Genomic DNA, 12,788 nt, shown 5'->3' with positions numbered 1-12,788 from the left:
GGGCGCTCCAAACGAACGTCATCAGGGGGCTCTGCGCGGCCTCTCTCGCACCCGCATTTCAACGTGGCAGTATGCGCGTCTCGTCCGGGACTGGGTGACTTCGATCGGGCTCGAGCCAAGTGCTTATGGCACTCACTCGATGCGCCGGACCAAGGTTGCACAAATCTACCGTAAGACCGGAAAGCTGCGCGCGGTCCAGCTCCTGCTTGGACACAGCAAAATGGACAGCACGGTGCGCTATCTGGGCGTGGAACTTTACGACGCCCTCGCCATCTCTGAGGCCGTGGAGTTCTGAAAAATCAGGGCCGCTTCTCCGCAGGCGGTCCGCTCCTGCACCCCAGCCAAACCCCGACCCATCGAGAGTGCGTCATGCGGGACAACTTCTCTCGCGCCAGTTTGCCATCGAATCCTCCCAGGACGTTTGGCAAATGCCAAGGGTGAAAGCCCGTTCCGCGAATGTATGCTATCATGGGGTTTCAGCACACAGAGGGAGGCGGAAATGATCCCCTGGGAATTGCACGGACAAGAACTGAACAATTGCAATTGTGACGCGGGGTGCCCGTGCCAGTTCATGTCGCTTCCAACATATGGGAATTGCGAGTTCGTCGGCGCGTTCCGCTGGGACAGCGGGTTTCATGGCGATGTGGATCTGGGCGGCACGGTGACCGCAATGCTGGTCCAATTCCCCGGCCCGATCCACGAGGGCAATGGCACGATCCAGCTCGTCATCGATGAAGCCGCCAGGCCCGAACAGCGGGATGCGCTGCAGCGGATCATGGCGGGCGAAGACACGCAGGAAATGGCGACCATGTTCTGGATGCTCTCGGCCATGAGCCCGAACAAGCTCGAAACGCTCGTCAGGCCGATCGCACTCGAGATGGACATGGAGAACCGTACCGGCCGCTGCACCATTCCCGGTGTCGTCGAGATGGAGACCTACCCGATCCGCAATCCCGTGACCGGCGCGCCGCATCGCGCGCGTATCGACCTGCCGCACGGGTTCGAGTTTCGGATCTCGGAGGTCGCGCTCGGCACGACGAGAGCCAGTGGCGCGATCAGGATGGGCGAGATGAAGGACCGTCACGCCTATATTGCCGACATTCACCTGTCGAACGACGGCGTTCTCGAAGCCGCCTGAGCCCGAGGACGACGCTCATGACCGAGCTCAGCACCGTCGAACGAATGCTTCGTCGAGACCGTGCCCTACTCGTCACGGCGATCGGGCTGCTGTTCCTTCTCTCCGGGCTCTACACGGTTTTCGGTGTCGGGATGGAAATGTCCTCGATCGAGATGACCGCCATGCGGGGCATGAGGGACATGCCCGCCCCCCGGAAGGCAGGCGACTGGAGCATGTCGCATGCGGTGCTCGTCTTCCTCATGTGGTGGGTCATGATGGTCGCCATGATGCTGCCCGGCGTTGCCCCGTCAGTCCTGTTGCATGCTGCACTGCAAAGGCATGCCGAAAGACGCGGCGCCCTTCCCGCCGCGTCCACGACCTTCCTGGGCGGCTATCTTGCCGTCTGGGCGGGGTTCAGCGTGCTGGCAGTGCTCGCGCAATGGGGAGGCGAGGCCACGGGGCTCGTTTCGCCGACCCTGATGACGCTGACCGATACCGTGCCCGGCGGGTTGCTACTGATCGCAGCCGGGGCGTTCCAGATCACACCGCTGAAGGCATCGTGCCTCGTTCACTGCCGGTCTCCGATGCATTACCTAAGCAAACACCAAAAGCCGGGCATAGGCGGAGCATTCCGGATGGGGCTGGAGCACGGGGTTTACTGCCTGGGCTGCTGCTGGGGGCTGATGGCACTGCTCTTCGTCGGCGGCATCATGAACCTCTATTGGATCGTGGGGCTCGCCGCCTTCGTGGCGATTGAGAAACTTCTGCCTTTTGGTCGGGGCTTTTCGAAAGCTGCGGGTGCTGCCTTGATCCTTTGGGGCATCTACGTTGTCGGCATGGCCATGTAGCAAGGGACTCGGTGATCATTCGCTCTGCACCGCCGGGGCGTCCAAACGGCTGAATGCGCACCTTCTTGGTGAGCAAAGGCGCCCGTCCGGCTTCCGCCTGTTGTCCCGCTCCCTCAGGTCCAGGACGGGGCCTTCGGGCGAACATCCGCTTCTAAGCACGGCCTGTGATGCACTCGCCGCTGCAGCGAAGGGCTGCGAGTGGCCGAACGGCCCCGGTCCAGAAAACTCGCGAGACCGGGATACCGGAATAGCTTGATCAGATTCTTGCTAGGTTTGAGCAGACTTTCGACGCTTGCCAACACGCGCGCGAGGAGTTGCATGACTTCCGCGAGCGGGATCTGGCATACCCGCGAACGCGCCATACAGAAGACTCCACTTAGCGAAAGAGACGCCCCGTGGGGCGCTACTTTATTGGTGTATCCGGATTACCAGAATATATCGGCTGATGTTATCCCGACCAACCAACCTGCTATCGCGAAGACGGCAGCGAAAACCAGAATGCGTACAAAGATCGAAAGAAGGCTGTGTCGCTTGGGCAAATTGGTCCCTCGTCACTCTCACTGTCCTGAACGCCTTTAATTTGCCTTATTCCCCTGGGGACCGCAACCTTTCGACTTGCGTCACTTTCGCGTAGGCTTTCAGAAACTCCGCACACTGTGGATCACCTGACCTGCCTCCGTGCTTCTTCCCTAGCTTCCTCGAAACTAGGCGCGTAGCCCTGCGCCACCGGCCGGACCTGAATCGCCCAGCCTCAGCTTACCGCCGAATTGGGCCCGCGTTATCTTCCGAGAAGCGCGAGCAGCGCATCCCCGGCATCCCGTCCGTTCTGCTGCACCCCGTGCGCATTGTAGTGCGGGTCATCATCACCTGCGAGCTGGTTGCCGTCCTGCGGGTGGACCACCTTGAGGTTGGGGATCGCATTGCTGTGGCCGCTGTCCTTGTCGAACCGGGCGAGCCAGTCCTGCATGTAGATGCCGAAGCCGAGGTTGCCGGAGGTCTGGGCGTTGCGGACCAGTTGGTCGCCGATGTTCCAGAGCACCATCGGGATGTCGCCCACCAGCGCCCGCACGTCCGAGAAGAACATCGAGTAGACTGGCAGGTGCGCCGCGTCATAGGCATCGACGCTGCCCGCGTTGTATCTGTCATTCGCCCCCATCGACCAGAGCGCGCCGACGATCTCGTGTGCCGGGCCGAGAGCCTCAACCGCGGCCTTCATTACCACCAGCTCGCTCCACATGCGCCCTCCGGTGATCGCGACGGCGCTGCCGGAGCGCCAGTCCTCGGTGTTCATCAGGCCCGAACCACGATCACCCATCGCCATGACCAAGAGCGACCGGCCGCACACGGCGGACCATTCGACCAAGCGGCCAGCCACGGCATGGCCTGAAGACATGCGCACAGCTTCCACCGTGACCACCGGCTCAATGCAAGGCTGCGGGACGTGGCGGACGGAGCCAGTGGTACCGTAGATGCCCGTCACGCGCAGGCGCGGCATGTACCAAATGCGCGGGTCAACGGCGTCTCGCGATCCGCGCTGTCGATGTCCTCGCCAAATTTCTGGGAGGTCGCGTTGGCGCTGTTGCTGTCGCCACCGACGATGATCACGTCGCAGGGCACGACGCTCGGGTCCACCTCGCTCAGGTCGTAGACCTCGACGTTGTCGATCTCGAACGGCACGCCCGATCACCTCGCCATCCGGGAAGATCAGCCCGTGATAGCCGATGTCGCGCCAGCCATTGGCGAGGTGCCAGCCGCGCACTTCCTCGAACATCTGCCGATTGGACTTGCCCTTCCACCAGGTCGCCGAGGTCGCCGTGGTGTGCAGCACGAAGAGGCTCACCAGGAAGCCGGCGCTCCCCTGAAGCACCTGTTTCTCGTGCGAGACCCAGCCGCCCCAGCCGGGCGACACCGTCACATCCTCAACGATCGCGCCCGCGCGCGGCAGCCCATCGGCCTCGACAAGGGCGCGCAGGCCAAGGTCAAGCTCGGGCGTCCAGACACGGCTGACCGGCCCGGCGGCAAGATAGCCGAGGTCGATGATCGCCCGAAGCATCGCCGCGACCGGATCGCCCCAACGGCCCTCTTGCGCCGCCAGCAGCGCCAGCAGGCCCGCCTCGGTCTTCGGCCCCCAGAGGCCATCTGCGCGCCCGGCCGAAAAGCCGAGCGCATTCGCCCCCGCCTGGAGGGCGTGGATTTCCTGTCGCATTGCGATCTCCATGAAAAAGCCCCGCGCGATGGCGGGGCCTTGCAAAAGGGTAGGTTCGTTCTAAGGTTGAGGCCAGGCGTGACACTTTCCCTGCGTGGGTCGAGGAGCACTTCCATTGAACGATGCTGCGCGGCGGTCACTCACCCGCCGAAGGGCAGCTGACAAGGGTGTCGCGCCAGCGCCAAGGGTTCAGGGATGGACCTCAATCCCGAGACATTTCAGCCACAGAATGTTACCACTGCTTCCAGCCGGCATACCCCCTGACCTTACCGCAACGTAACCGTGGCAAAGAGCGCGACCACCTCTTCCCCACTAGGCACGTTTTGCTCCCGTCCCGAGGGTTGCGCTTTTCAGTGAGGGCTTCCCCGGCCCATCGGTCGCGCTCACCTCACCCCAAGAGCTGGTAAGTCACCACGTCCGTTCGGTCCGGGACGCGCGGCACAGTCATAGTCGAGCACCAGGTAAAGCTCGATCCGCCCAGGCAAGAGCCCAGGCGGCGGCACCATCTCGACCCGGAGCTTTTCGAAATGGTACCCGATCTGCCGGCGGACCCCGCTCGGATGCGGACGCGTCCCCGCAAGGGGTACGTTGCGGCTGTCCGAGAAGAGCGGCGTCCAGTCGGCGAGACGGCAGTTCTTCCCGAGCCGGGTGCGCGCGACGGTCAGCCAGAGCACCACGTTCTGACCGCTCGAGACGGGCCCCTCGACGTAGGAGATGCGCGCCCTTCGCGCCCTCGTCGGATGTGCCACTTCGTGCGTCGTGCTCGAAGAGCTACGCAAGCGCGGCATCGCCGCGTGGCAGTGCGATATCCTGCCCGCGGACGCGCCCGCCAACCGGCACATCCAGAACGATATCCGGAACGTGCTGCCGTGGGGCTGGGACCTGCTCATGATCGGCAACCCGCCCTGCACGCGTCTCTGGAATTCCGGCGTCCGGTGGCTTTCTGTGCCGCCGGCCGGGCGCAGTCGCGAGGAGATGTGGTCCGAGCTCGACGAGGGCGCGGACCTGTTCAGCGAGTGCCTGAACGCTCCGATCCCGCACGTGGCCGTAGAGAACTCCGTTGTGCACCGACATGCCCGCGAGAGGATCCGGAATTGGGCCAAGCCTCAGATCGTCCAGCCGTGGTGCTTCGGCGATCCCGCCTTCAAGGCGACAGGCCTCCACCTTCGGAACCTGCCCGAGCTGGTGCCGACCAACAAGCTGACGCCGCAGTGACCGGGCACCGACGAGCATGAGCGCTGGTCCGCAATCCACCGCGCGCCGCCTGGGCCCGACCGATGGAAGTTCCGGAGCAAGACGTTCGCCGGCATGGCGGCTGCATGGGCTGACCAGTGGGGCGGATTTGCGATGAAGGGACCCACGGCGTGAGTGGCGTCACCCACCAAATGCCCCGGATTGGGGGCAAATTGTCCAAACCGGGGCAACTGGTAATGAAAAAGTTCTTCCTTCAAAGTTTTGCCCTCACCCTCAGCACCGGGATAATTCCGGCGTTTTGCACCAAGGAGTCTTCGGGCGCGTCAGCCCACTCACGGACTATATTAACGCTGAGTGAGCACGCTGAGTCTGTCGAGACCGTTCAGCCCGCGGTTGCCGAGATTCTTGGATCACTCAATTCCCAGAAATTTCAATCACTAGATGCTGTGGAGGCGAGAGTATGACCGTCTACGTCGACGATACGTATCGCACCACCGTGAGGCGCTTCCGGCGCATGAAGATGAGCCACATGATCGCGGACAGCGCCGAAGAGCTGCCGGCGATGGTCGGCCGCATGGGTCTGCAGAGAACCTGTCTGCAAAAACGCGGCACCGCCGACGCAGTCGAGATCGCCATGCGCGAGCTCGCCCCTGGAACGCATCGCGCGCAGGCCTGTCCCCGCACGCGACCAGTCCAACTAACCCCCGATAGAAGGAGCTGGAGGCATGCCGCCCGATCGCATCACCCATGTGCAGCCCGCGGAGTTCGGCGTCGAGGCCCGACCGGTGGCATATGTCAGCGCGAAGACGCTTGGCGTCTTGATGGACATCTCCGAGAGCACGATCTGGGACTGGACACGCGAGGGCCACCTGCCCAAGCCGCGGAAGATGCCGAGCGGAGCGACCCGATGGAAGTGGTCGGAGGTTGAAAAATTCATCGATGGCGCGGCAGAGTCGCCCGACGATGCCGATCCAATCCTGAGGGCCGGCCGTGGCCGGCGACATCCGCCATGAGAAGAATGTTCAGCGCAAGGTTGCGCGGAGCAAGGAGTACTTCTTCTTCCGTCTGGTGCGTAAGGGCAAGGAGCTTCGCCGCTCACTTCCGCATCCGTTCGATGCCGAATACCGCGCAGCTTACAACGCGGCGCACCACGAAGCCTTCGGCACAGTCCCAGGAGAGTTCGAGAGCCCGAAGGCAATCGCCCGCCTTATCCGAGACCACAAAGACAGCGCGAGATATGCCAGGCTCCCCAAAGCGAGCCGGCTCCTTCGGGACTACGCCCTGGACCTGATGGCTGATCGCTGGGGCGCCTTCGACGCTGACCAAATCCGGCCCATCCATGTGCAGGCGGTCTACGATAGTCTTTCTGATCGCCCAGCGACTGCCAACCGGCGGCTTGACGACATGAGCGCAGTGTTCAGCTGGGGCAGAACGCGAGGCTTTGCAGACGACAACCCCTGCCGCCGGATCGAGCGCGTGCACAGCGAGGAGACCCATGAGCCATGGCCTGACGACCGGCTCGAAATCCTGATTGGCCGAGGCAAGCGGCATATCGTGAAGATCGCCCTGGTCGCGCTCTATACCGGGCAGCGCCGCGCTGACGTGATCGGCATGTGCGAGACCCAGATTCGAGACGGCATCTGGACCATCGAGCAGGGTAAGACCGGCAATCCGGTGACTGTCCCCCTGCACCCGGTCGTTCTGGCGATCATCGAGGAAGAACGCGCAGCGCGGCGCAAGGCTCAGATCGTCGCCCCCCGCCCTGCCCGTGTCGACCAACAGCCGCGGCAAACCTTGGGGGAAAGGCTTCGGCGCGTCCTGGACCAAGGAGCTGATCCGCCTCAAGTTGCGGCCCCACTCTGTCGAGGAAATCGAAGCCGGGCACTTCCGCCCGACCTTCCACGGCCTGCGAACGACGCACGCCACAGTCATCGCCAACACCGTTGCCCGAAACCCCGAACTATTCGGCGGCATCCAGCGCGTTCAGGCAATGCTCGGGCACCTGTCTGAGCGCATGTCGAAGCATTACGCAAGATGCGCAGAGGTTGAGCACATGAACCGCGAGACGGTGTTGCTGCTACCGGACTTTGGGAAACAGATTCCCGAAATTCGGAACCCAGAGGACAGCGAATCCGCTAAGTGATTGAAAATGGTGGGTGATGAGAGACTCGAACTCCCGACATCTTCGGTGTAAACGAAGCGCTCTACCAACTGAGCTAATCACCCGTGAGGGGCGGTTTAGCCAAGCTTCCGGCGGCTTTCAAGCCTGATCCTTCGTCATTTCGTCGATCCACGCGCGCGGCCCCGGACCCTCGTGTCCACGCCGGTCGGAAGGATTGTAGAGCGGGCACGTCTCCAGCGACAGGCAGCCGCAGCCGATGCAACCGTCAAGGTTGTCGCGCAGCTGCTCAAGCTTGCGAATTCGGGCATCGAGCCGGGCGCGCCAGCCCCGTGATACCGCCTGCCAGTCGGCCCTCGAAAGCGCCCTGTCGCGCGGCACGGCCGACAGCATCTCGCGGATCTCCGCCAAGGGGATCCCCAGCTGCTGTGCCATGCGGATCACCGCGATGCGGCGCAATTCGCGTCGGTCGTAGCGGCGATGGTTGGCCTCGGTGCGCCAGCTTTCGATGAGGCCCTCGGATTCGTAGAAATGCAGCGTCGAAACCGCGACGCCAGCGCGGGCGGCGACTTCGCCGACGCTGAGGTCGTTGATACGTCTGCGGGGCAGCGGGCGCGGCACGACGCCTCCTTTGGAAACTCTGCTTGACCTCAAGTGGACTTGAGAAAGCAGTTTCACAGGCATTCCGCGACTCTGCAAGGAGACAGACAGTGACCGCCCCTATCCCGAAAACTGGCCCGCAGCCCGCGCGCCGCCGCCTTTTCGAAACCTTCCGGCGTTGGCGCATCGCGCGGCGGATCGCGCGGCGCAGCGCCGAACTTTGCTCGGATGCCTGGCTGGCGCGCGACATAGGCTTGGCTGATGGCGGCCCGCCGCCGCCACCTCCGCTGCGCTACCGCGGCTGAGCGGCGGCGGGACCGCAGGTCCAGAAACGAGAAGAGGCGCGCCTCGGGGAAACCGGACAGCGCGCCTCTTGGAAGAGTGGTGGGTGATAAGAGATTTGAACTCCTGACATCTTCGATGTGAACGAAGCGCTCTACCACTGAGCTAATCACCCGGTAGGCGGGCTTTTACTCATATGGCATGGGGGGCGCAAGAGGGAGCGGGGCAAAAAATTCACAAATCTTTCGGCATGCCGCGACGACATCCCGGAGGGCGCGGCCGCCGCGGCGCATGGCCCGGCCGTCGGGGATCTTGGGGGCTCTGCCCCCGTCCGCTGGCGCGGCCTCCCCCGGGATATTTGGGCCTAGAAGAAAGGCGATGCGCTGACGGGCAATCGATGGAAACGCGAAGGGGCGGACCCGAAGGCCCGCCCCTGAAGCTTTGTGCCGTGGCACCGGTCAGTGCGCCGTGGCGCCGGTGCCCTTGTCTTCCTTGGCACGCAGGGCGGCGGCGGCCTCCTCGGCCTCCTCGTCCCACTCGATGGGCTCGGGCTTGCCGATGAGCGCCATCTCCAGCACCTCCGAGACGTGCTTGACCGGGATGATCTCGAGCCCCTGCTTCACGTTGTCCGGCAGCTCGGCGAGGTCCTTCTCGTTCTCCTCGGGGATGAACACCGTCTTGATGCCCCCCCGCAGCGCCGCGAGCAGTTTCTCCTTGAGCCCGCCGATGGCGGAGGCATTGCCGCGCAGGGTGACCTCGCCGGTCATGGCGATGTCCTTGCGCACCGGCAGACCGGTCAGCACCGAGACGATCGCCGTCACCATCGCCAGGCCGGCCGAGGGGCCGTCCTTGGGCGTGGCACCGTCCGGCACGTGGACGTGGATGTCCATCTTGTCGAACTTCGGCGGTTTCACCCCGATCTGCGGCGAGATCGAGCGGACGTAGCTGGAGGCGGCCTCGATCGACTCCTTCATCACGTCGCCGAGCTTGCCGGTGGTCTTCATCCGGCCCTTGCCCGGCAGGCGCAGCGCCTCGATCTGCAAGAGATCCCCACCCACCGAGGTGTAGGCGAGGCCGGTGACCACACCCACCTGGCTTTCCTCCTCGGCCAGCCCGTAGCGGAACTTCTTCACGCCCAGGAAGCCGTCGAGGTTCGCCGAGGTCACCTCGACATGCTTGGTCTCGCCCTTGACGATCTTGGTCACGGCTTTCCGCGCCAGCTTGGCCACCTCGCGCTCGAGGTTCCGCACACCGGCTTCGCGCGTGTAGTAGCGCAGGATGTCGGTGAGCGCCTCGTCGGTGACCGAGAACTCGCCCTTCTTGAGGCCATGCGCCTTGATCTGCTTGTCGAGCAGGTGGCGCTTGGCGATCTCGAGCTTCTCGTCCTCGGTGTAGCCCGAGAGCGGAATGATCTCCATCCGGTCGAGCAGCGGCCCCGGCATGTTGTACGAGTTCGAGGTCGTCACGAACATGACGTTCGACAGGTCGTACTCCACCTCGAGGTAGTGGTCGACGAAGGTGCCGTTCTGTTCGGGGTCGAGCACCTCGAGCATCGCGGAGGCCGGATCGCCCCGGAAGTCCTGACCCATCTTGTCGATCTCGTCGAGCAGGATGAGCGGGTTGGTGGTCTTGGCCTTTTTCAGTGCCTGGATGATCTTGCCCGGCATCGAGCCGATATAGGTCCGGCGGTGGCCGCGGATCTCGGACTCGTCACGCACGCCGCCCAGCGAGATACGGATGAACTCGCGCCCGGTGGCCTTGGCCATCGACTTGCCCAGCGAGGTCTTGCCCACGCCCGGCGGGCCGACGAGGCAGAGGATCGGCCCCTTCAGCTTCTGGCTGCGCGCCTGCACCGCGAGATACTCGACGATGCGTTCCTTGACCTTGTCGAGGCTGTAGTGGTCGTGATCGAGGATCTCCTGGGCGCGGCCCAGATCCTTCTTCACGCGGCTTTTCACGCCCCACGGAATCGACAGCATCCAGTCGAGGTAGTTGCGCACGACCGTGGCCTCTGCGGACATCGGGCTCATGTTGCGCAGCTTCTTGAGCTCGGCGTCGGCCTTTTCCCTGGCCTCCTTCGAGAGCTTGGTCGCCTCGATCTTCTCGGCCAGCTCGTTGATCTCGTTCTGGCCGTCCTCGCCGTCGCCGAGTTCCTTCTGAATGGCCTTCATCTGCTCATTCAGGTAGTACTCGCGCTGGGTCTTCTCCATCTGCGACTTGACGCGGGTCTTGATCTTCTTCTCGACCTGCAGGACCGAAAGCTCGCCCTGCATCAGGCCGTAGACCTTCTCGAGCCGCTCGGAGATCGGCAGCGTTTCCAGAAGCTCCTGCTTCTGCTCCACCTCGATGCCGAGATGGCCTGCCACGAGGTCGGCGAGCTTGGCCGGGTCGGTGGTTTCGGAAACCGCCGACAGTGCCTCTTCGGGGATGTTCTTCTTGACCTTGGCGTAGCGCTCGAATTCCTCGGCCACGGTGCGCACCAGCGCGGTGATCGCGGCGGGGTCGCCCGGCATCTCGGAAAGATACTCGGCCTTGGCTTCGAAGAAGCGCGCGTTGTCGAGATACTCGGTGATCTTGACGCGCGCCTGCCCCTCGACCAGCACCTTCACGGTGCCGTCGGGCAGCTTCAGCAGCTGCAGCACGTTGGCGAGCACGCCGGTCTTGTAGATGCCGTCGGAATCGGGATCGTCGACGGCGGGATCGATCTGGGCGGCAAGCAGGATCTGCTTGTCGTCGGCCATCACCTCTTCCAGCGCGTGCACCGATTTCTCGCGCCCTACGAAGAGCGGCACGATCATGTGCGGGAAGACGACGATGTCCCGCAGCGGCAGCACCGGATAGGATGTGTTGAGAGGCTGTTGCATACGCATTCCTTGCTACTGGCAGGACGGTCCGGCCCCGGATATCGGCGACCTCTGCCGTCCCCTGTCGAGGTATTCAGGTGGGGCGCTGCCGTTAGCTTTTCAAGCGCGCCGGACCCGGTTCCCACCAATGTGACGCTCTGCTGCGCCGGGCGCAAGCGGGCAATTGGCGGAAGGCAGGAGATTGCGGGGGGCGCGGCACCAAAACCTTGCAACAGCCTTAACGGCAGCACCGGAAACCACCGGTGCCGCGCTCCCCACCGCCCTCAGGCGGCTTCTGTCAGCGTCGGGTAGTCGGTGTAGCCCTCCGCCCCGCCGCCGTAGAAGGTGCCCTGATCGCCATCGTTGAGCGGCGCGGCCTTCTCGAGGCGCGTCACGAGGTCGGGGTTGGAGATGAACGGGCGACCGAAGGCGACGAGGTCGGACTTGCCCGACTTGACCGCCTCGATGGCCATTTCGCGGTCATAGCCGTTGTTGCCCATCCAGACGCCCTCGTAGAGCGCGTGCAACTTGTCGAGGCTTTCACCGTCGTTCAGCGCGCGCGGCCCGCCCGTGGTGCCTTCGACCACGTGCAGATAGGCCAGCTTGTAGGCGTTGAGCTTGCCCACGACGTATTCGAACAGCGGCTGGGGATCGGCATCGCTGATGCCGTTCGCGGGCGAGAAGGGCGACAGGCGCAGGCCGGTGCGGTCCGCGCCGATCTCGTCCGTCACGGCATCCAGCACCTCGAAGAGGAATCGCGCGCGGTTCTCGATCGAGCCGCCGTACTGGTCCTCGCGCTGGTTGGCGCCGGTCTTCAGGAACTGGTCGATCAGGTAGCCGTTGGCGCCATGCACCTCGACCCCGTCGAAGCCCGCCTCGATGGCGGCGCGGGCGGCGTGGCGATAGTCGGCGACGATACCGGCGATCTCGCCCGTCTCCACCGCACGGGGTGTCGAGGTTTCCTCGAAGCCATTCAGCGTGAAGGTCTTGCCGCCTGCCGGGATGGCCGAGGGGGCAACGGGGGCCTGCCCGTCCGGTTGCAGCGAAGTGTGACTGATCCGGCCGACATGCCAGAGCTGGATGACGATCTTGCCGCCCTCGGCGTGCACGGCGTCGGTCACCTTCTTCCAGGCCTCGACCTGACGCGGCGAATAGATGCCCGGCGTCTGGATGTAGCCCTTGCCCTGCGGCGAGATCTGCGAAGCCTCGGTCACGATGAGGCCGGCGCCGGCACGCTGGCGGTAATACTCGACGTGCAGGTCATTCACCTCGGCGGTGTCATTGTCTGCGCGGTTGCGGGTGAGCGGAGCCATCACCACGCGGTTGGCCATCTCGATGGCACCGGCGGTGAAGGGGGTAAACAGGGCCTCGGTCATGGAGCGTCTCCCTTGCTTTGGGCCTAGGTCGCACCGGGCTGTCCCGGCGTCGGAGTGCAAAGATAGGCACGCGCTGCGCCGCGGCAAGCGCGCAGACCCTTGTGCGAAAACGCACTGCGCCACACGCCCCTGCGGCGCGCGCAGGAAAATTGCACCCCGGCCACCCGCCGCTTTCCTGCGACCGCGCCGCCATGCTACCATCT

At 64.1% G+C, this 12,788-nt stretch carries 10 protein-coding genes, 2 tRNA genes and 3 pseudogenes; 8 read left to right on the top strand and 7 right to left on the bottom strand.

The window, feature by feature from the left end; genetic code table 11:
- Positions 1–46: 46 nt before the first annotated feature.
- The 3 genes and pseudogenes from IQ782_RS05510 to IQ782_RS05500 form a co-directional block, all read left to right on the top strand.
- Positions 47–295, top strand: a pseudogene (locus IQ782_RS05510) (tyrosine-type recombinase/integrase); the annotation flags it as partial.
- A 165-nt stretch (positions 296–460) separates the two neighbouring features.
- Positions 461–1,138, top strand: coding sequence for a DUF1326 domain-containing protein (locus IQ782_RS05505; protein WP_338092554.1), 678 nt, complete (start codon positions 461–463; stop codon positions 1,136–1,138).
- A gap of 17 nt (positions 1,139–1,155) precedes the next feature.
- Complete coding sequence (locus IQ782_RS05500; protein WP_194133623.1) at positions 1,156–1,965, top strand: DUF2182 domain-containing protein; 810 nt, start codon at positions 1,156–1,158, stop codon at positions 1,963–1,965.
- 778 nt (positions 1,966–2,743) lie between these two features.
- Here the strand turns inward: IQ782_RS05500 and IQ782_RS05495 are convergent.
- The gene (locus IQ782_RS05495; protein ID WP_194133622.1) at positions 2,744–4,171 is read right to left on the bottom strand and encodes a peptidoglycan recognition protein family protein; all 1,428 of its coding nucleotides are present in this window, start codon (positions 4,169–4,171) and stop codon (positions 2,744–2,746) included.
- 383 nt (positions 4,172–4,554) lie between these two features.
- Positions 4,555–4,920 carry a hypothetical protein gene (locus IQ782_RS05490; protein ID WP_194133621.1) on the bottom strand — a complete coding sequence of 122 codons (366 nt, stop codon included), beginning with the start codon at positions 4,918–4,920 and terminating at the stop codon, positions 4,555–4,557.
- Here IQ782_RS05490 and IQ782_RS05485 point away from each other — a divergent pair.
- The 4 genes and pseudogenes from IQ782_RS05485 (at position 4,886) to IQ782_RS05475 (ending at position 7,375) form a co-directional block, all read left to right on the top strand.
- Positions 4,886–5,539 (top strand): annotated as a pseudogene (locus IQ782_RS05485) (hypothetical protein). The gene IQ782_RS05490 and the pseudogene IQ782_RS05485 sit on opposite strands and share 35 nt — an antisense overlap.
- A gap of 286 nt (positions 5,540–5,825) precedes the next feature.
- Positions 5,826–5,957, top strand: a pseudogene (locus IQ782_RS30375) (DUF4031 domain-containing protein); the annotation flags it as partial.
- 133 nt (positions 5,958–6,090) lie between these two features.
- Positions 6,091–6,378 (top strand): helix-turn-helix transcriptional regulator, encoded by a 288-nt coding sequence (locus tag IQ782_RS29690; RefSeq protein WP_240989116.1) that lies wholly within the window; start codon positions 6,091–6,093, stop codon positions 6,376–6,378.
- A complete protein-coding gene (locus IQ782_RS05475; protein WP_194133619.1) occupies positions 6,356–7,375 on the top strand; it encodes a site-specific integrase in 1,020 nt (339 codons plus the stop codon). Before IQ782_RS29690 ends, IQ782_RS05475 begins: the two co-directional genes overlap by 23 nt.
- A gap of 140 nt (positions 7,376–7,515) precedes the next feature.
- Here the strand turns inward: IQ782_RS05475 and IQ782_RS05470 are convergent.
- A tRNA-Val gene (locus IQ782_RS05470) sits at positions 7,516–7,591 on the bottom strand.
- Positions 7,592–7,625: 34 nt separating this feature from the next.
- Positions 7,626–8,168: a redox-sensitive transcriptional activator SoxR gene (gene soxR / locus IQ782_RS05465; protein ID WP_194133618.1), complete on the bottom strand. Its 543-nt coding sequence runs from the start codon at positions 8,166–8,168 to the stop codon at positions 7,626–7,628.
- 26 nt (positions 8,169–8,194) lie between these two features.
- Between soxR and IQ782_RS05460 the strand changes: the two genes are divergently transcribed.
- The gene (locus IQ782_RS05460) at positions 8,195–8,389 is read left to right on the top strand and encodes a hypothetical protein (RefSeq protein ID WP_194133617.1); all 195 of its coding nucleotides are present in this window, start codon (positions 8,195–8,197) and stop codon (positions 8,387–8,389) included.
- Positions 8,390–8,466: 77 nt separating this feature from the next.
- Here the strand turns inward: IQ782_RS05460 and IQ782_RS05455 are convergent.
- From IQ782_RS05455 to IQ782_RS05445, 3 genes are all read right to left on the bottom strand, one after another.
- Positions 8,467–8,541, bottom strand: a tRNA-Val gene (locus IQ782_RS05455).
- Between the two features lie 283 nt (positions 8,542–8,824).
- A complete protein-coding gene (lon, locus tag IQ782_RS05450; protein WP_194133616.1) occupies positions 8,825–11,230 on the bottom strand; it encodes an endopeptidase La in 2,406 nt (801 codons plus the stop codon).
- A gap of 263 nt (positions 11,231–11,493) precedes the next feature.
- A complete protein-coding gene (locus IQ782_RS05445; protein ID WP_194133615.1) occupies positions 11,494–12,585 on the bottom strand; it encodes an alkene reductase in 1,092 nt (363 codons plus the stop codon).
- Between the last annotated feature and the right edge of the window lie 203 nt (positions 12,586–12,788).

Origin of the sequence: Salipiger mangrovisoli (assembly GCF_015223355.1) — a bacterium.
Classification (GTDB): Bacteria; Pseudomonadota; Alphaproteobacteria; order Rhodobacterales; family Rhodobacteraceae; genus Salipiger; species Salipiger mangrovisoli.
Note: the sequence above shows the minus strand (reverse complement) of the source record. Positions and strands in the feature narration are given on the sequence as shown.

Bases quoted from the DNA above. Each gene is read 5' to 3' on its own strand.
- soxR (WP_194133618.1), bottom strand. From the start codon at position 8,168: ATGCCTGTGAAACTGCTTTCTCAAGTCCACTTGAGGTCAAGCAGAGTT.
- IQ782_RS05500 (WP_194133623.1), top strand. From the start codon at position 1,156: ATGACCGAGCTCAGCACCGTCGAACGAATGCTTCGTCGAGACCGTGCC.
- IQ782_RS05445 (WP_194133615.1), bottom strand. From the start codon at position 12,585: ATGACCGAGGCCCTGTTTACCCCCTTCACCGCCGGTGCCATCGAGATG.
- IQ782_RS05495 (WP_194133622.1), bottom strand. From the start codon at position 4,171: ATGCGACAGGAAATCCACGCCCTCCAGGCGGGGGCGAATGCGCTCGGC.
- IQ782_RS05505 (WP_338092554.1), top strand. From the start codon at position 461: ATGCTATCATGGGGTTTCAGCACACAGAGGGAGGCGGAAATGATCCCC.
- IQ782_RS29690 (WP_240989116.1), top strand. From the start codon at position 6,091: ATGCCGCCCGATCGCATCACCCATGTGCAGCCCGCGGAGTTCGGCGTC.
- lon (WP_194133616.1), bottom strand. From the start codon at position 11,230: ATGCAACAGCCTCTCAACACATCCTATCCGGTGCTGCCGCTGCGGGAC.